Genomic DNA, 16,942 nt, shown 5'->3' with positions numbered 1-16,942 from the left:
CTGGCGTTCCTACGAGGCGCCTCCGGTCCCCTTGTCGCCCGGTTGTTCCGGCGCGCCCTCGGGCGCGTTCTCCGGGTGGTGGCAGGCGACCCGGTGGCCGGCGACCAGCGCCGCCAGGGGCGGCTCCTGGGTCTTGCAGAGGTCGGTCGCCTTCCAGCACCGGGTGTGGAACCGGCAGCCGGGCGGCGGCGCGATCGGGGAGGGGACGTCGCCCTTGAGCAGGATCCTCCCCCGGTCGCCGGGGCCCGTCCCGTCCTGCCTGGGCCGCCGCCTGGGGTCGGGCACCGGCACCGCGGACAGCAGCGCCTTGGTGTAGGGGTGCATGGGCCTCTCGTAGAGCGAGGTGCGGTCGGCCAGCTCAACGATCTTGCCCAGGTACATGACCGCGATCCGGTTCGAGACGTGCCGGATGACCGACAGGTCGTGAGCGATGATCACGTACGTCAGCCCCAGCTCGCCCTGGAGGTCGGCCAGCAGGTTGACCACCTGGGCCTGGATGGAGACGTCCAGCGCCGAGACCGGCTCGTCGGCGACGACCAGTTGGGGTTTGAGGGCCAGCGCTCGGGCGATGCCGATGCGCTGCCGCTGGCCGCCGGAGAACTCGTGTGGATAGCGGTTGTAGTGCTCGGGGTTGAGCCCCACCAGCGACAGCAGCCGCTGCACCTCGGCCTTGACGCCGCCCTCCGGGGTGACCTTCTGGAGTCGGAAGGGGGCGCCGACGATGGCCCCCACCGAGTGGCGCGGGTTGAGCGAGGAGTACGGGTCCTGGAAGATCATCTGGATGTCGCGGCGCAGCGGTCGCATGCCGGCGGTGTCCAGATGGGTGATGTCCCTGCCCTGGAACTCCACCGTGCCGCGGCTGGGTTCCAGCAGCCGGGTGATCAGCCGGCCCATGGTGGACTTGCCGCACCCCGACTCGCCGACCACGCCCAGCGTCTCCCCCGGCCGCACGTCGAAGTCGAGGCCGTCGACCGCCTGGACCGCTCCGACCTGCCGCTGGAGCAGCCCCTTCTTGATGGGGAAGTGCTTGACCAGGCCGGTGACCTTCAGCAGTGGCGCCGGCTCGGCCGCCGGGACCTGCGACGGGATCGTCATCTCCTGGCCTTTCACAGCTTCGGCGCAATCTCTTCGGTCCAGATCCGGGCGCGTTCCTCCGTCGTCATATGGCACGCGGAGAAGTGGCCGCCGCCCCGCTGCCCGTCCGGGGCCGGCGCGGGGACCGCGCGCAGCTCGGGCCGCTCCCGACGGGTGAGGCCGTCCTTGGGTACGTCCGCGTAGGGGCAGCGCGGGTGGAAGGCGCAGCCGGAGGGCAGGTTGATCAGGCTGGGCGGGGAGCCCTTGACCGGGATCAGCCGCTCGGTGTGCTCCCGGTCGATGCGCGGCATGGAGCCGAGCAGCCCCCAGGTGTAGGGGTGTTGGGGCGTGTAGAAGACCTGCTCGGCGGTGCCTCGCTCGACGCAGCGGCCGGCGTACATCACCAGGATGTCGTCGGCGAGCTCGGCGACCACGCCCAGGTCGTGGGTGATGACGATGACCGCGGAGCCGAACTCCTTCTGCAGGTCCCGGATGAGGTCGAGGATCTGCGCCTGGACGGTGACGTCCAGGGCGGTGGTCGGCTCGTCGGCGATGAGCAGCTCGGGGTTGTTGACCAGCGCCATCGCGATCATCGCGCGCTGGCGCATGCCGCCGGAGAACTCGTGCGGGTAGTTGTCCACCCGCTTGTCCGGCTGGGGGATCCCGACCCGGTCCAGCATCTCCACCGCGCGCTTCCGCGCGGTCTTCTTGTCGGTCTGGTGGTGGACCCGGTAGGCCTCGCTGATCTGTGCGCCGACCGTGAAGTAGGGGTGCATGGCGGAGAGCGGGTCCTGGAAGATCATGGCGAGTTCACGGCCGCGCAGCCGACGCACCTCGTCCGGGGAGGCGCTCAGCAGCTCCTGGCCGTCCAGCCAGATCTCGCCGGAGATGCGGGCCCGGCGCTGTCGGCCGTGTTGGCCGGCCCGGTGCAGCCCCATGATGCCCAGCGAGGTCACCGACTTGCCGGAGCCGGACTCGCCCACGATGCCCAGCGTCTTCCCCTTCTCCAGGGAGAAGGAGACCCCGTCGACGGACTTGACCAGGCCGTCGTCGGTGGGGAAGTGCACCTTCAGGTCGCGCACCTCCAGGAAGGACGTGGGGGGCGGGGAGTCGGCGGGCACCGGCTCGCCGACCGCGCCGGTCTTCGTCAGCGGGGGTCCGGGGGTCTCCCCCGGGGCGGGCACAGTGGTCACGAGAGCCTCACTCGGGGGTCGATCACGGCGTAGAGCAGGTCCACGATGAGGTTGGCGAGGACCACGAAGAAGGCGGCGACCATGGTCACCCCGAGGATCATCGGCAGGTCCTTGCCGCGGATCGCGGTGACCGCCAGGTCGCCGAGGCCGTGCAGGCTGTAGGTGGACTCGGTGAGCACCGCGCCGCCGATCAGCGCGCCGAGGTCGAGGCCGAAGATGGTGAGGATGGGGGTCATGGTCGAGCGCAGCGCGTGCTTGCCGACCACCGTCCGCTCCTTCAGCCCCTTGGCGCGGGCGGTGCGGATGTAGTCCTCGCTCATCACCTCCAGCATCGTCGCCCGGGTGAGCCGGGCGTACATGGCCGCGTAGAGGAAGGCGAGGGTGATCCAGGGCAGCATCAGATTGGTGAACCATCCGCCGGGGTCGTCCATGAAGGGGACGTACTGCGCGGAGGTCCAGCCGAGTTGGTAGGAGAAGACGGCGAGGCCCAGCATGCCGGTGAAGTAGATCGGCAGCGAGACCCCGGCCAGCGCCCCGATCATCGCCGCCCGGTCCAGGACCGTGCCCTTGCGCAGGGCGGAGACGATGCCGACGGCCACCCCGCCGAGCAGCCAGAGCACGGCGGCTCCGCCGGCCAGGGAGGCGGTGACGGGCAGCCGGTCCTGGAGCACCGGCCAGACCTCCTGCTCGGTGCGGAAGGAGTAGCCGAAGCAGGGGGCGGGGCAGTGGGTGACCTCGACGCCGTCGTCGTAGTCCCGCCCGGCGACGATGCCCTTGACGAACTCCCCGTACTGCACCAGCACGGGCTCGTCCAGGCCGAGCTTCTCCCGAATGCCCTCGATCGACGCCGGGTCGGTGTTGCGTCCGGCGTACATCAGTGCCGGATCGGTGCCGGTGAGCTTGGGCACCATGAAGAAGACCGCGAATGTGGCCAGGGTGACCACGAGCAGCATGACGACGACCGTGACCAGCCGCCGGACGATGTACACAAGCACTGTGGTCGGCCTCCGGGCGGCCGCCGCGGGAGGCTCTCCCAGACCGGGTCTGGGAGGCGCTCCCGAGGGCGGCCGCCCGGCAGGCCCTCACCTGCCCTTCGCTCTATCGGGACGGACTACCGGTCGGGTACCGGGACCGGGTTACTTGTCGCCGCCCTTGACGCCGAGCGAGACGAAGTCGACCTTTCCGTTGAAGCCTTCCGACGTGTACACGTTGGTCAGCTCCGGGCTGCGGTAGTTCAGCGTCTTGTCGTAGACGAACGGCACGTAGAGGGCCAGGTCGCTCACCCGCTGGTTGAGCTCCTTGTACGTCTCGGCGGCCTTGGCCGGGTCGGACTCGGCGATCGCCTTGTCGAACAGGGCGTCGATCTTCTTGTCCTTGACCTCGGTGTAGTTGTTGTTGCCGCTGTCGAGCAGGAAGCGGCTGTCCACCAGCGGCTGCAGGAAGCCGGCGCCGGAGTTGAAGTCGGCGCCCCAGCCGTAGATGATCAGGCCGTAGCCCTGCTTCTGCACGTTGTTCGGGGAGCCGATCACCGCGTTGCCCTGGGCGCCGTCGAACTTGTCGATGTCGACGGTGATGCCGACCTTGCCCAGCGCGTCCTGGAGCGCCTCGGCGGAGGCGACCTCGGCGGGCTCGTTCTGGCGCACCGCCACCTTGGTCTTGAAGCCGCCCGGCTTGCCGCACTGCTTCAGCTCGTCCCGCGCCTTGTCCAGCTGGGGCTTGCCGCCGCCCGCCCGCATCCCGTACGGGTCGGAGGAGGCGTCGTGGCCGGAGATGGTCGGCGGCAGCATGTTGATGCCGATGTCGCCGCCGTACTTGCCGCCGCGCGAGGCAAGCAGCGTGGTCTTGTCGGAGGCGTAGATGACCGCGCGTCGACAGTGCACGTTGTCGAACGGCTCGACCGACTGCGGCATCGCCACGTAGCGGATGAAGCCGGTCAGCGGGTCGTCGGTGTTGGCCTTGAGGTCCGCGTCCCGCAGGATCTTGACCCGGGCGGCCTGCTGGACGCCGCGCTGGGTCAGGTTCAGGTGGTAGGTCCCGTCGAGCAGCTTGGCGTCCGCGTCGTCGGCGTTGGTGGTGAAGTCGACGGTGACCTCGTCCGGCAGCGCCGCGCGGACCGGGTCGGAGGACTTCTTCCACGCGGTGTTGCGCTCCAGCACCAGCTTCTTGCCGGGGTCGTACGTCTTGAACTTGTACGGTCCGGAGGAGAACGGCCGCAGGGTGTACTTCGCCCCCTTGTCCTGCTTGGGCGGCACCGGGGTGGAGGTGGGCAGCGCGAGGATGCCCTCGAAGTCGGAGTTGGGCTCGGGCAGGTTGAAGACGATCGTCTTCTCGTCCGGGGTCTGGACGGACTTCAGCCCCAGCTTGTCCTTGGCCTTGTCCTTGTACGGACCCTTGTACTTCTGCCCGCTGTCGAGGATCTGCATCAGGTAGGGCGGGCCGCCGTTGATCACGTCGGTGGCGAAGATGCGCTCGATGCCGTACTTGATGTCCTGCGAGGTGATCTTCGAGCCGTCCTCGTAGAAGAGGTCGTCGCGCAGGGTGTAGGTGTACGTCTTACCGCCGTTGGTGACCTTGGCGCGCTCGGTGGCCAGATCGGGAACGATCTCCTGGCCCCCCTTGCCCGGCTTGGGCGCGTAGGTCACCAGCTGACGCGTGTAGAAGCGGGCGAAGTCCCACATGAAGCCGTAGTAGCCGCGCTGCGGGTCCCAGAAGTCGGCGTCCTGGGTGCTGATGAACTTCAGCGTGCCGCCCGCCTCGGTGGACGGGTTGAGGATCTTGCTGTTGGCGGCGTTGAAGCCGCCGTCCTTGCTCCCGCCTCCACCTCCGCCGGAGCCGTCGCCGTCCTTGTTGCGGCCGTTGTCGCCGCTGCACGCCGCCGCGCCGGCGAGGAGCGCCGCCACGGCGATGCCGGCCGCCAGCCGGCGGGTTGCTCTGCTGCTGGGGATCGTCACTGTGTCGCTTCCTCCGTGAGTGCGGAACTGCCGGGTCAGCGGGAACCCTTGGGGTCGAGCGCATCGCGCACACCGTCGCCGAAGAGGTTGAAGGCGAGGACGGTGATGAAGATGGCCAGACCGGGAATGATCATGAAAGTGGGGTCGGCCTCGAAGATCGGCACGGCGGCCGAGAGCATCTGACCCCAGGACGCGGTGGGCGACTTGACGCCCGCACCGAGGAAACTGAGCGCCGCCTCGTTGAGGATGTTGGTCGGGATCATCATGGTCGTGTAGACCAGGATCGGCGCCACCAGATTGGGCAGCAGCTCCTTGACGAGGATGTAGGCGCGCCCGGCGCCCATGCCCCGCGCGGCCTCCACGTACTCCCGCTCCCGCAGGCTGAGCGTCTGTCCGCGCACGATGCGGCCGACGTAGCTCCACCCGAAGAAGCCGATGACCAGGACCAGCACCCCGAGTCTGACGCCGGAACCGGAGAAGCCCCACAGGTCACCGGGGATGACCGAGACCAGCGCGATGATGAACAGCAGCTGCGGGAAGGAGAGCAGCAGGTCCATGACCCGGCTGATCGCCGCGTCCACCCAGCCGCCGAAGTAGCCGGCCAGGACGCCGAAGACGGTGCCGAGGACGACCGAGACCAGGGTGGCGAGGAAGGCCACCAGCAGCGAGACCCGGGCCCCGTAGACCACCCGGCTGAAGACGTCGCGGCCGTTGACCGGCTCCAGGCCGAAGAGGTAGTCGGAGCTCATTCCGCCGAAGTCGCCCCTGGGCAGGCCGGTTTCGGCCTCCAGCTCGTCCACGTGCCAGTCGTTCGGCGGATGCCCGAACCAGCTCACGATGAGGGGGGCGAAGACGGCCACCAAGATCAGGAAGAGTACGATGATGCCGCCGGCCAGGGCGACCTTGTCGCGCTTGAGCCGCATCCAGGCGATGCGGCCCGGGGACCGACCCTGGATCTCCTTGGTGGGCACGCCGGCGGCAACGTCGACGGCTGCGGTCTCCGCCGCGCCCGTGTCATGCAGTGGTGCCGTCATCGTTGTGGGGACCCCTCTCGGCCGGCGACTGGCCGGCCCACGACCCGCCGCCACGGCGGCCTGGTTCACATCACTGGTGCGTCAACAGGTGCGTCAACAGGTGCGTCAACAGGTGCATCGACTGGTGCGCTTGGTGCGAGGAATGCCGAACGTCGTGCTGCGGACTGCGCGTTGCGTTGCGAGTGGTGCCGGTGGTGCCGGTAGTGCGAGAGCTCGCGAGAAGTGGGGTCGTAGGCGGGAACGCCGACCCTTGGAGCGGGAGTCTTCAACGCGTTTGTGATCACCCGCCAGCCCTGCTCCGCAAAGGATGCGCAACCGTGATCTGGGAAGGGGGGTTCCGTTATACGGACAGTGGTGCCCCGTCAGCGGGGTGATGAGCGCGCCGGCCCGGCCCCCTCCGGGGCGGACCGGCTCAGAAGCCCTGGTGCGGGGGCGGGTAGCCGTAGCCGTACGACGGGGCCTGGGCGCCGCCGTAGGCGTCGCGGTCGAAGAACGGGCGGGCGTTGGCCCGCATCCACATGACCACCGGGTCGTACTCGTCGGCCATCGCCACCGTGGAGACCGGCAGCCCGTCCGGCACCGCCCCGATGGACTGCTGCATCATCAGCCGCACCGTCTCCACCGAGGGCTGGCTGGTGTCGTACAGGTCCAGCCCGATGGCCAGGTACGGGGCGCCGAGTGCCGGCTGCACCCAGGCCCGACGCAGCGCCCGCACCACCGGGGTGCGGTGCGCGTTCTGCCCCAACAGCGCGTAGAACTGCGGAATCTGGATGGCCGGCTCGCTGATCCGCAGCGGCCCCGCGGGCAGCCGCTCCAGCCCGCCGGCGATGCGCCGCAGGTCGAGCCAGGGGATGCCGACGCCGCCGCCGGGGGCGTGCGGGTTCAACCACAGGCCCCAGCGGTCGCGGAACAGCGCGGCGGCGACCTGGCGGCCGCCGATCACCTCGTGGGCGCGGTTCCAACCGCTGGCGGCGAGCTCCTGGGCGGAGGTGACACACGGCGCGTAGCCGAGGCCGTCGACGTCCATGTTGCCGTACTGGGCGTCGGGCGAGCCGGGGCGGCCGTGCCACAGAAGCATCCAGACCGCGCCGTCGGCGAGGGCCTGCAACAGCGCCTCGTAGGCGTCGTACCGGCCGGGAGCGACCTGCGGCAGCATCTGCTCGACCTGACCGGCGGTCGTCGCGCCGTCCTCCCGTCGCCCTCCGCCGCCGTGGTACGAGTCGCCGCGCTCCGCCCCCCAATCTGCGCCCGCGCTCACCTGCGTCCGCCCCTTCTCTCGGTTCTCGCGGCCCGCACCGCACCGCACCGGGGCGCGCCCATGCGTCCCCTCAGGTCATCCAACCAGCTTACGAGTACGTACCGACCGCGCGCGGCGCGGTCTACAGGTCACGGTCGTAGAACGGCCGCACCCGCTCGCGCATCCAGTCGCCGACCGGGTCCCGCGCGACGTCCAGCAGCACCAGCTGGACCGGCCAGGGGACGGCGACGGTACCGAGCGCGCGGCCGAGCGCGTCCACCACCAGCGCCTGGACCTCCGGGGAGGGCTGGTCCACCTCGACGCCGACGAAGAGCGCGGGGTCCTGACCCTCCACGCTGGCCAGTGCGCGGCGCGCGGTGCGGACCCCGCCCAGCGCGGCGAACTCCAGCCCGGCGGCGGCCAGGAAGTCCACCGGCTCGTCCTGCCAGTCGGGCTCGAAGAGCCGCACCCGGCCGCCGGTGGCCGGGCCGTCCAGCTCGCCGCGGCCCGCGCGGCACAGTTCGGCCACGGCGGGCGGCGGCAGCGGCGCGCCGACCGCGCCGCCCGGGTTGAGCGCGATGCCGACCTGTGGCGGCAGGCCGCGTGCGAACTCCACGGCCGGGGCCACGGTGAACGACAGATGGGTGCCGGCGACGCGCAGGAACTCCTGTTCGGAGCTGAACACCGGGACGTACACCTGGCCCCCCAGCTCCACGGTGGGCAGGTCGAGGTCGGCGCTGGCGGGGCCGCCGCCGTTCGGCAGCGGGACCCACAGATGACTGCGGCTCAGGACCTCGAGGATGCGGGCGCCCGCGTCGGGCACGCCGAGCGAGGCGGCGAGCACCTCTTCGAGTTCATTGCCGGGGAAGGCGCCGTCCAGCGATGCGGGCGCGTGCTGCCCGTAGTGCTCCGGGATGCTCATGTCGTCCAACCGCCGTCTCGTCCAACCTGCAGAGGCACCCTAACGGCTGCGTGCTCGACGGCGGCCGGCGACCACCCGTTTTCTCGGCGAAACCGCAGGTCGCGGGGCGCACCGCGGCAAGGTGAGGCAATACCGGGGGTAGTCGTCGAGTTGCGGACGGTGAACGGCGGGCCCAGCGTGGAGACGCCCGATCGACACAGCGAAGGGATCTGCCCTCATGCACGTCAACAAGGTGACCTCCACCGCCATAGCGGCCGCCGTCTGCGGATCGCTCGCCATGGTCAGCATCGGCCCGGCCGTCGCCGCCACGCACACCGCGGAACGGGTCTCCGCGGTCGTGACGGCGCCCGACCCACAGGCGTCGGCGCGCATGACGATGCAGAAGCTGGCCGAGCTGCGGATGCTGGGTGTCGAGATCACCACCAAGGCCCGGGCCAAGAGCCCGAACATGGCCGAGCTGAAGCAGCTCCAGGCGCGCATGAAGACCACCGCGGACGAGATGCTCGCGGCGATCAAGCAGACCGCGGGTTCCAAGGCGACGACCACCGCGGCCGACCCCATCCAGGACGTCAAGGACCTGCTGGCCCAACTGACCGACCACGTCACCCAGGCGATCACCGCGCTGACCGCCCTGGACCTGGCCGCTCTCACCACGGCGGTCACGGCGATCCTGGACGACCTGGCCGAGCTGGTGGTGGCGGTGCCGAAGCTGTTGACCGCACTGCCGGTCCCGGTGCCGCCGCTTCCTCCCCTCCCCCTCCCGCTGCCCCTGCCGCTGGAGGACGAGGCGGACATCGGAGCGGAGGACAGCCCGGACCACTCCGTGGAGGACGCGGAGGACCAGGCGGAGGAGGACGCGGTCATCAGACCCGAACGACCGCAGACGCCCGGTCAGCCGCAGATGCCCGGTCAGCCGGGGCAGAACCAGCCTCAACTTCCGGAGAGGCCGGCACTGCCGGAGAAGCCGAAGATGTCCTGAGCGGTGCGCGCCACCGCGCCGGACCGGCGCCCCAGCGCGCCCGGAGGGAGCGGCACCCCGCCGCCCCCTCCGGGCGCGCCTCGTCGTCCGGCCGCCGGCCGGGGCCGCGCCTCGCGCGTCGGACCGTCCGGCGCGGGGCCGGCACCGCCCCGGGGCGCGCCCGGTCGAGGTCCGCGCTCAGTCGAAGCCGATGGTCTCCAGCGCGTCCACGGCCGCGCGGTCCAGCAGCACCGCGGAGGAGCAGCCGCGCGGCGGCCGGCCGGCCTCCGCCTCCTCGAACAGCCGTGCCATCGCGCGCCGGTGCCGCCCGAAGGCGTAACCGGAGACCGCGCGGCCACGCGCGCTCTGCCCCGCCAACGCCACCGCGGGTGACACGTCCAGCAGCACCGCGTGCAGCCGGCGGCCCTGCCGCCGGGCGCGCCGGGCCAGCCAGCGGCGCACCCACACCAGCTGCCCGCAGTCGTGCACCACCACGCTGGCGCCGGAGCGCACCGCGCGACGCAGCCGGGCGTAGTGCGCGCAGCGCACCAGGGGGCGGTAGACCACGTACGGCAGCCAGTCGGGCAGCCGGCGCTGCCAGCGTTCGCGGGTGTCCTGCGAGTCCACCCGGCAGACGGCCCCGCCGCGCAGGTCCAGGCCGGCCACGGTCCGCTTCATCAGGGTGCTCTTGCCGCTGCCGGGCAGCCCGGAGGCGACGACGAGGTCGCCGGCCGGGTAGCGCAGCTCCCGGGCGGGGTGCCCGGCGCGCAGGTCGTGGACGGGCGCTCCCCGGCCCGGTCTGACCGTGCGCCCCCCGTGGCGCGCGGGTGTTCGGCCCGGGGACAGGGGGGTGTCCGCGGTCGTGGTCTGGTCCGAACGGTGCCCCTGCACGGTGATCGACCTCCAAGGTCCGGTCACGTCCGCTTACCCGAAGAGTGTCAAGCAAAGGTAATGACGGACAAGGCGGTCTCCGGGGACCGTGGCGGATCGCACCCGGGTGGGGGGTTCCCTTCACGCTCATACGTGCGATGATGTGCGCGCAGCTCAACCGCAACTCCATACCGGCCGCATGAATCCGCGCGGGAGAGTCCCCGGCCCGGCCGTCCGTGCCGCGCACCGGGGCGCCGAAGGAGCAAGCCTCCCTTGAATCTCTCAGGCACCGATACCGCGTGGGCGAGGCAGATCTGAAAAGCGAGCCGCCGCCGTGGCTCCGCCGAAGGTGCAAGCCGGACCCCTCCGTACGCGTTGCGTCGCGTTCGACCGGGTCACGGTGAAGCTCTCAGGTTCCGATGACAGATGGGGAGAAGTCACCGACGCCACCCCTCGCCTGGGAGCAACGAACCATGACCGACGCCCCCCGTCTTACCGCGCTCGACGCGCTGCACCGCGCGCTCGGCGCGACCATGACCGACTTCGCCGGCTGGGACATGCCGCTGCGCTACGGCAGCGAGCGTGACGAGCACAACGCGGTGCGTACCCGCGCGGGACTCTTCGACCTCTCGCACATGGGCGAGATCACCCTCACCGGCCCGCAGGCCGGGCAGGCGCTGGACCACGCGCTGGTGGGCCACCTGTCGGCGCTGGCCGTCGGCCGCGCCCGCTACACCATGATCTGTGACGCCGAGGGCGGCATCCTCGACGACCTGATCGTCTACCGCCTCGGCGACGAGGAGTACATGGTCGTCGCCAACGCCTCCAACGCCCAGGTGGTGCTGGACGCGCTGACCGAGCGCGCGGCCGGCTTCGACACCGTGGTGCGGGACGACCGGGACGCCTACGCGCTGATCGCGGTGCAGGGTCCGGAGTCCCCCGGCATCCTCAAGAAGGTGACCGACGCCGACCTGGACGGGCTGAAGTACTACGCGGGCCTGCCGGGCACCGTCGCCGGCGTCTCCGTGCTGATCGCGCGCACCGGCTACACCGGCGAGGACGGCTTCGAGCTGTTCGTGGCGCCGGCCGACGCGGAGCGGCTGTGGCAGGCGCTGACCGAGGCGGGCGCGGACGCCGGCCTGGTGCCCTGCGGGCTGTCCTGCCGGGACACGCTGCGCCTGGAGGCGGGCATGCCGCTGTACGGGCACGAGCTCACCACCGCCACCACCCCCTTCGACGCCGGGCTGGGCCGCGTGGTCAAGTTCGACAAGGAGGGCGACTTCGTGGGTCGCGCGGCCCTGGAGGCGGCGGCCGAGCGGGCCGCGGCCAACCCGCCGCGCAAGCTCGTCGGGCTGATCGCCGCGGGCCGCCGGGTGCCGCGCGCCGGCTACCCGGTGGTCGCCGGCGGTGAGGTGGTCGGCGAGGTCACCTCCGGTGCCCCGTCCCCGACCCTCGGCAAGCCGATCGCGATCGCGTACGTCGACGCCGCGCACGCCGCCCCGGGCACGGAGGGTGTCGGCGTGGACATCCGCGGCGCCCATGAGCCGTACGAGGTCGTGGCGCTGCCGTTCTACAAGCGCCAGCGCTGACGCTTTCGTACGTTCGCTTCTGTGACGTTCGCAGCCTTTACACCGGTCTGCGCTCGCACCCCTCTGTCCCACCTGTCAAGACGTGGCACGACCACCCCGCCCTATCCAGGAGAATCAGGTCATGAGCAACCCCCAGCAGCTTCGCTACAGCAAGGAGCACGAGTGGCTGTCGGCCGCCGAGGACGGCGTCTCGACGGTCGGCATCACGGAGCACGCGGCCAACGCGCTCGGTGACGTGGTCTACGTCCAGCTCCCCGAGGTCGGCGCCACGGTGACCGCCGGTGAGACCTGCGGCGAGCTCGAGTCCACCAAGTCGGTGAGCGATCTGTACTCCCCGGTGACCGGCGAGGTCACCGAGGTCAACGAGGACGTCGTCAACGACCCCTCGCTGGTGAACTCCGCCCCCTTCGAGGGCGGCTGGCTGTTCAAGGTGAAGCTGACGGAGGAGGCCCCGGCCGACCTGCTCTCCGCCGACGAGTACGCCGAGTTCTCCGGCAGCTGACCGTACGCACCCTCATCTGACCAGATCGGGAACCTGATGTCGCTTCTCAACAGCTCCCTGCACGAGCTCGATCCGGACGTCGCCGCCGCCGTCGACGCCGAGCTCCACCGTCAGCAGTCCACCCTGGAGATGATCGCCTCGGAGAACTTCGCTCCGGTCGCCGTCATGGAGGCCCAGGGCTCGGTTCTCACCAACAAGTACGCCGAGGGCTACCCGGGCCGCCGCTACTACGGCGGCTGCGAGCACGTCGACGTCGTCGAGCGCATCGCCATCGACCGGATCAAGACGCTCTTCGGTGCCGAGGCGGCCAACGTGCAGCCGCACTCGGGCGCCCAGGCCAACGCGGCGGCGATGTTCGCGCTGCTCAAGCCGGGCGACACCATCCTGGGTCTGGACCTGGCCCACGGCGGTCACCTGACCCACGGCATGAAGATCAACTTCTCCGGCAAGCTCTACAACGTGGTGGCCTACCACGTGGACGTCGAGACCGGCCGGGTCGACATGGACGAGGTCGAGCGGCTGGCCAAGGAGTCCAAGCCGAAGCTGATCGTGGCCGGCTGGTCCGCCTACCCGCGCCAGCTGGACTTCGCCGCCTTCCGCCGGATCGCGGACGAGGTCGGCGCGTACCTGATGGTCGACATGGCGCACTTCGCCGGTCTGGTCGCGGCCGGGCTGCACCCGAACCCGGTGCCGCACGCCCACGTCGTCACCACCACCACCCACAAGACGCTGGGCGGCCCGCGCGGCGGCGTGATCCTGTCCACCCAGGAGCTCGCCAAGAAGATCAACTCGGCGGTCTTCCCGGGGCAGCAGGGCGGCCCGCTGGAGCACGTGATCGCGGCCAAGGCGGTCTCCTTCAAGGTCGCGGCGTCCGAGGAGTTCAAGGAGCGCCAGCAGCGCACCCTGGAGGGCGCGCGGATCCTCGCCGAGCGTCTGGTCCAGGACGACGTCAAGGAGCACGGCGTCTCGGTCCTCTCCGGCGGCACCGATGTGCACCTGGTCCTGGTCGACCTGCGCAACAGCGAGCTGGACGGCCAGCAGGCCGAGGACCGGCTGCACGAGATCGGCATCACGGTCAACCGGAACGCCATCCCGAACGACCCGCGCCCGCCGATGGTCACCTCCGGCCTGCGGATCGGCACCCCGGCGCTGGCCACCCGGGGCTTCACGGCCGACGACTTCCGCGAGGTCGCCGACATCATCGCCGAGGCCCTGAAGCCCACCCACGACACCGAGCCGCTCAAGGCCCGGGTCGCGGCGCTGGCCGAGAAGCACCCGCTGTACCCCGGTCTGTAACCGACCCGGGGTAACAAGCACCACGGGGCACCCCGCACACTGGAGTGTGCAGGGTGCCCCGTATCGCCCCACACTGCCGCAACACCGGCACCCTCCGCACCACCAGCACCACCCACTAGCAGACAAGGGAGTCCGCCACCGTGGCCATCTCCGTCTTCGATCTCTTCTCGATCGGCATAGGCCCGTCCAGCTCCCACACGGTGGGCCCGATGCGGGCCGCCCGCATGTTCGTGGGCCGGCTGAAGAAGGACGGCCTGCTCGCCCAGACGGCCGCGGTCCGCGCGGAGCTCTTCGGCTCCCTCGGCGCCACCGGCCACGGGCACGGCACCCCCAAGGCCGTCCTGCTCGGCCTGGAGGGCCACTCCCCCCGCACCGTCGACGTCGAGATCGCCGACGACGAGGTCGAGCGCATCCGCACCAGCAAGCGGCTGCGGCTGCTCGGCGCCGAGATCGGCACCGACCACGAGATCGACTTCGACGAGTCGACCCAGCTGATCCTGCACCGCCGCCGTTCGCTGCCGTACCACGCCAACGGCATGACCCTCTTCGCCTACGACGAGGCCGGCGCCCCGCTGCTGGAGAAGACCTACTACTCGGTCGGCGGCGGCTTCGTCGTCGACGAGGACGCCGTCGGCGCGGACCGGATCGTCCTCGACGACACCGTCCTGAAGTACCCCTTCCGCACCGGCGACGAGCTGCTGCGCCTCTCCCGCGACACCGGACTGTCGATCTCCGCGCTGATGATGGAGAACGAGAAGGCCTGGCGCACCGAGGAGGAGATCCGCGAGGGCCTCCTGGAGATCTGGCGCGTCATGCAGGGCTGCGTCTCCCGCGGCATGTCCCGCGAGGGCATCCTCCCGGGCGGCCTCAAGGTCCGCCGCCGTGCCGCCAGCACCGCCCGCCAGCTGCGCGCCGAGGGCGACCCGCAGGCCCGCAACATGGAGTGGATCACGGTCTACGCCATGGCCGTGAACGAGGAGAACGCGGCCGGCGGCCGGGTCGTCACCGCCCCGACCAACGGCGCCGCCGGCATCATCCCGGCCGTGCTGCACTACTACATGAACTTCGTGCCCGGCGCGGACGAGGACGGCATCGTCCGCTTCCTGCTCGCCGCGGGCGCCATCGGCATGCTCTTCAAGGAGAACGCCTCGATCTCCGGCGCCGAGGTCGGCTGCCAGGGCGAGGTCGGCTCCGCCTGCTCCATGGCCTCCGGCGGCCTCGCCGAGGTCCTGGGCGGCACCCCGGAGCAGGTCGAGAACGCCGCCGAGATCGGCATGGAGCACAACCTCGGCCTGACCTGCGACCCGGTCGGCGGTCTGGTCCAGATCCCGTGCATCGAGCGCAACGGCATGGCCGCGGCCAAGGCCGTCACCGCCGCCCGCATGGCCCTGCGCGGCGACGGCCGGCACCATGTCTCCCTCGACAAGGTCATCAAGACCATGAAGGAGACCGGCGCCGACATGAAGGTCAAGTACAAGGAGACGGCGCGCGGCGGTCTGGCGGTGAACGTCATCGAGTGCTGAGCCCTGCTCAGCCCCTCACCCGCGGTTCCCACGGCCGCGCCCGGCGTCTCGCGACGCCGGGCGCGGCCGTCGCCGTTGTCACGTCATGCCGTCCGCGGCCGGTCCCGGTGCAGGGCGCGGCGCAGGGTGATGCCGTGGTGGGTGCGCAGCCGGCGGACCTCCCAGACCGAGAGCGCGGTGACGGAGACCGGCGGGGCGATCAGGAAGAGCAGCTGGACGGCGGGCGGGGCGGCCACCGGCGCGTCGTCGAAGAGCTGGAAGCCGAACATGGTCCACACCAGGACGGGCGCCAGCAGCGGCGGCAGTATCTCGTGCACATCGGCGGCGCGGAAGGTGAAGTGCACCGAGAAGACGATCGCGCCCAGTCCGAAGAGCAGCACGAACAGCGCGGCGACGAGGCTGAGCGGGTAGACGACGAACTGCAGGATGCCGAAGTCCTTCGCGAACTCCAGGCCGCCCTCGGCGAGCAGCCACCACAGCACCACCGGCCAGGCGCAGAACGCCGCGACGGCCAGCAGCGGCCGGCCCACACGGTTCAGATAGAGGGAGCGCAGCGGGGGGCGGGCGGCGATGAGGAAGGCGATCAGGGCGATCGGACCGGTGACGACCAGTACGCCGGCGCTGATGAAGACCTCGGTGAACCTGTCCTTGGCGAAGTCCGTCGCGGACTGCCGCATCGGATAGGCGTAGATCATCCACAGGGTGGCGGCGACGCCGACGGCGGTACGGGCGATATGGGCCCGGGTGATCAGCGGATCGTCGGTCCGGTCCAGCCGGCTGGGAGCGAAGATCGTCAGCGCGAGGACGAACGGCAACGCCAGAAAACCCCCGCACCCCGCCGCCATGACTCCCCCGGCCCCCGCTCGCGTCACGCCACTCCGGGCCCGCCGCTCTGACGGGTCCCGGTCAGACAGTAACGGATCTTCACAGGCCCCCGCCGACCGCACCCGCACCCGAGGGCACGCCCAGGGCCGCGCGCGGCTCTGTACCACTCGCGGCCCCGGCGGCGTCGAATGTTGACGGAACCCGCGCAAGGCGTGCCCGGAGCGCGCACGACAGGCTTCGGTGGTGGCGTTGCACGCCGCACCTCACCGGGAACAACCGGAAGAAGCCTTTCCCTCCCCCACCCACCCCCCACCGGTACACCCTGCGCTCTTCCCCCTCCGGGGAGGTCCGGCATATCGCCATATCCCCATATCCCCCCACGGGAGGCAGCCCCATGCTGCGCGGCATCGACGTCAGTTCGCACCAGTCCTCGTTCGACACGGACGGGGTGGATTTCGTGATCATCAAGGCCACCGAGGGCCGCACGTATGTCAATCCGCGGCAGACCGCGCAGGCGCGTCGGGCGCGGAAGGCCGGTTGCCTGGTGGGCTTCTACCACTTCCTGTGGCCCGGCCACATCGTCGAGCAGGCGCGCCACTTCACCCGCGAGTGCCCGGGCCGCCCCGGCGATCTCCTGGCCGTGGACTGGGAGACCACCGGCGCCGGCACCCGCGCCGGCAACGCCGAGAAGGACCGCTTCATCCGGGAGGTGAAGAAGCTCCGGCCGGACCACCGGGTGCTGCTCTACTGCAACCGCCACTTCTGGCTCCAGTACGACACCACGTCGTACGCCGGGGACGGTCTGTGGATCGCGGACTACGTCACGGCGGGCCGGCCGCGGATCGAGGCCGACTGGCTGATCCACCAGTACACCGACGTGCCGCTGGACAAGGACGTCGCGGACTTCCCCGACCGGGAGCGGATGCGCGCCTGGGCGTCGGGCTAGCGCGCCGGCCGTCCCGGGGCGG

Annotated in this window: 15 protein-coding genes and 1 riboswitch; of the genes, 6 read left to right on the top strand and 9 right to left on the bottom strand. The window is 70.9% G+C overall.

Annotated elements, in window-relative coordinates; translation table 11 throughout:
* Nucleotides 1–9: 9 nt before the first annotated feature.
* The 7 genes from CD790_RS04565 to CD790_RS04535 all read right to left on the bottom strand — a co-directional run bounded on the left by CD790_RS04565 (nt 10) and on the right by CD790_RS04535 (nt 8,411).
* The gene (locus tag CD790_RS04565) at nt 10–1,095 is read right to left on the bottom strand and encodes an ABC transporter ATP-binding protein (protein ID WP_144381631.1); all 1,086 of its coding nucleotides are present in this window, start codon (nt 1,093–1,095) and stop codon (nt 10–12) included.
* An 11-nt stretch (nt 1,096–1,106) separates the two neighbouring features.
* Nucleotides 1,107–2,267: an ABC transporter ATP-binding protein gene (locus tag CD790_RS04560; protein ID WP_399216928.1), complete on the bottom strand. Its 1,161-nt coding sequence runs from the start codon at nt 2,265–2,267 to the stop codon at nt 1,107–1,109.
* Nucleotides 2,264–3,262, bottom strand: coding sequence for an ABC transporter permease (locus CD790_RS04555; RefSeq protein WP_222108217.1), 999 nt, complete (start codon nt 3,260–3,262; stop codon nt 2,264–2,266). Before CD790_RS04555 ends, CD790_RS04560 begins: the two co-directional genes overlap by 4 nt.
* A gap of 141 nt (nt 3,263–3,403) precedes the next feature.
* Nucleotides 3,404–5,218: an ABC transporter substrate-binding protein gene (locus tag CD790_RS04550; RefSeq protein WP_260867311.1), complete on the bottom strand. Its 1,815-nt coding sequence runs from the start codon at nt 5,216–5,218 to the stop codon at nt 3,404–3,406.
* A 35-nt stretch (nt 5,219–5,253) separates the two neighbouring features.
* A complete protein-coding gene (locus tag CD790_RS04545) occupies nt 5,254–6,252 on the bottom strand; it encodes an ABC transporter permease (RefSeq protein WP_144381630.1) in 999 nt (332 codons plus the stop codon).
* A gap of 412 nt (nt 6,253–6,664) precedes the next feature.
* A complete protein-coding gene (locus CD790_RS04540) occupies nt 6,665–7,408 on the bottom strand; it encodes an enhanced serine sensitivity protein SseB C-terminal domain-containing protein (RefSeq protein ID WP_144381914.1) in 744 nt (247 codons plus the stop codon).
* 223 nt (nt 7,409–7,631) lie between these two features.
* Nucleotides 7,632–8,411: an enhanced serine sensitivity protein SseB gene (locus CD790_RS04535; protein ID WP_144381629.1), complete on the bottom strand. Its 780-nt coding sequence runs from the start codon at nt 8,409–8,411 to the stop codon at nt 7,632–7,634.
* A 217-nt stretch (nt 8,412–8,628) separates the two neighbouring features.
* Between CD790_RS04535 and CD790_RS04530 the strand changes: the two genes are divergently transcribed.
* Nucleotides 8,629–9,390, top strand: a complete 762-nt coding sequence (locus CD790_RS04530) for a hypothetical protein (protein ID WP_144381628.1) — start codon at nt 8,629–8,631, stop codon at nt 9,388–9,390.
* A 177-nt stretch (nt 9,391–9,567) separates the two neighbouring features.
* On the opposite strand, the gene CD790_RS04525 is transcribed toward CD790_RS04530, so the two are convergent.
* Nucleotides 9,568–10,260 carry an AAA family ATPase gene (locus CD790_RS04525; protein ID WP_399216926.1) on the bottom strand — a complete coding sequence of 231 codons (693 nt, stop codon included), beginning with the start codon at nt 10,258–10,260 and terminating at the stop codon, nt 9,568–9,570.
* Nucleotides 10,261–10,439: 179 nt separating this feature from the next.
* A riboswitch (glycine riboswitch) is annotated at nt 10,440–10,547 on the top strand.
* Nucleotides 10,548–10,712: 165 nt separating this feature from the next.
* Between CD790_RS04525 and gcvT the strand changes: the two genes are divergently transcribed.
* The 4 genes from gcvT to CD790_RS04505 all read left to right on the top strand — a co-directional run bounded on the left by gcvT (nt 10,713) and on the right by CD790_RS04505 (nt 15,149).
* Complete coding sequence (gene gcvT, locus CD790_RS04520) at nt 10,713–11,828, top strand: glycine cleavage system aminomethyltransferase GcvT (protein ID WP_144381627.1); 1,116 nt, start codon at nt 10,713–10,715, stop codon at nt 11,826–11,828.
* Nucleotides 11,829–11,949: 121 nt separating this feature from the next.
* On the top strand, nt 11,950–12,330 hold the full coding sequence (gene gcvH / locus CD790_RS04515; RefSeq protein ID WP_144381626.1) for a glycine cleavage system protein GcvH: 381 nt from the start codon (nt 11,950–11,952) through the stop codon (nt 12,328–12,330).
* 36 nt (nt 12,331–12,366) lie between these two features.
* Entirely contained in the window at nt 12,367–13,626 is a 1,260-nt protein-coding gene (gene glyA / locus CD790_RS04510; RefSeq protein WP_144381625.1) for a serine hydroxymethyltransferase, read from the top strand.
* A gap of 140 nt (nt 13,627–13,766) precedes the next feature.
* On the top strand, nt 13,767–15,149 hold the full coding sequence (locus CD790_RS04505; protein ID WP_144381624.1) for an L-serine ammonia-lyase: 1,383 nt from the start codon (nt 13,767–13,769) through the stop codon (nt 15,147–15,149).
* An 83-nt stretch (nt 15,150–15,232) separates the two neighbouring features.
* On the opposite strand, the gene CD790_RS04500 is transcribed toward CD790_RS04505, so the two are convergent.
* On the bottom strand, nt 15,233–15,964 hold the full coding sequence (locus CD790_RS04500) for a hypothetical protein (RefSeq protein WP_144381623.1): 732 nt from the start codon (nt 15,962–15,964) through the stop codon (nt 15,233–15,235).
* 404 nt (nt 15,965–16,368) lie between these two features.
* On the opposite strand from CD790_RS04500, the gene CD790_RS04495 reads away from it, so the two are divergent.
* Nucleotides 16,369–16,920, top strand: coding sequence for a glycoside hydrolase family 25 protein (locus tag CD790_RS04495; RefSeq protein WP_144381622.1), 552 nt, complete (start codon nt 16,369–16,371; stop codon nt 16,918–16,920).
* Nucleotides 16,921–16,942: the final 22 nt, after the last annotated feature.

This window comes from Streptomyces sp. SAJ15 (genome assembly GCF_007595705.1).
GTDB lineage: Bacteria > Actinomycetota > Actinomycetes > Streptomycetales > Streptomycetaceae > Streptomyces.
This window is presented reverse-complemented; position numbering and strand designations above follow the sequence as displayed.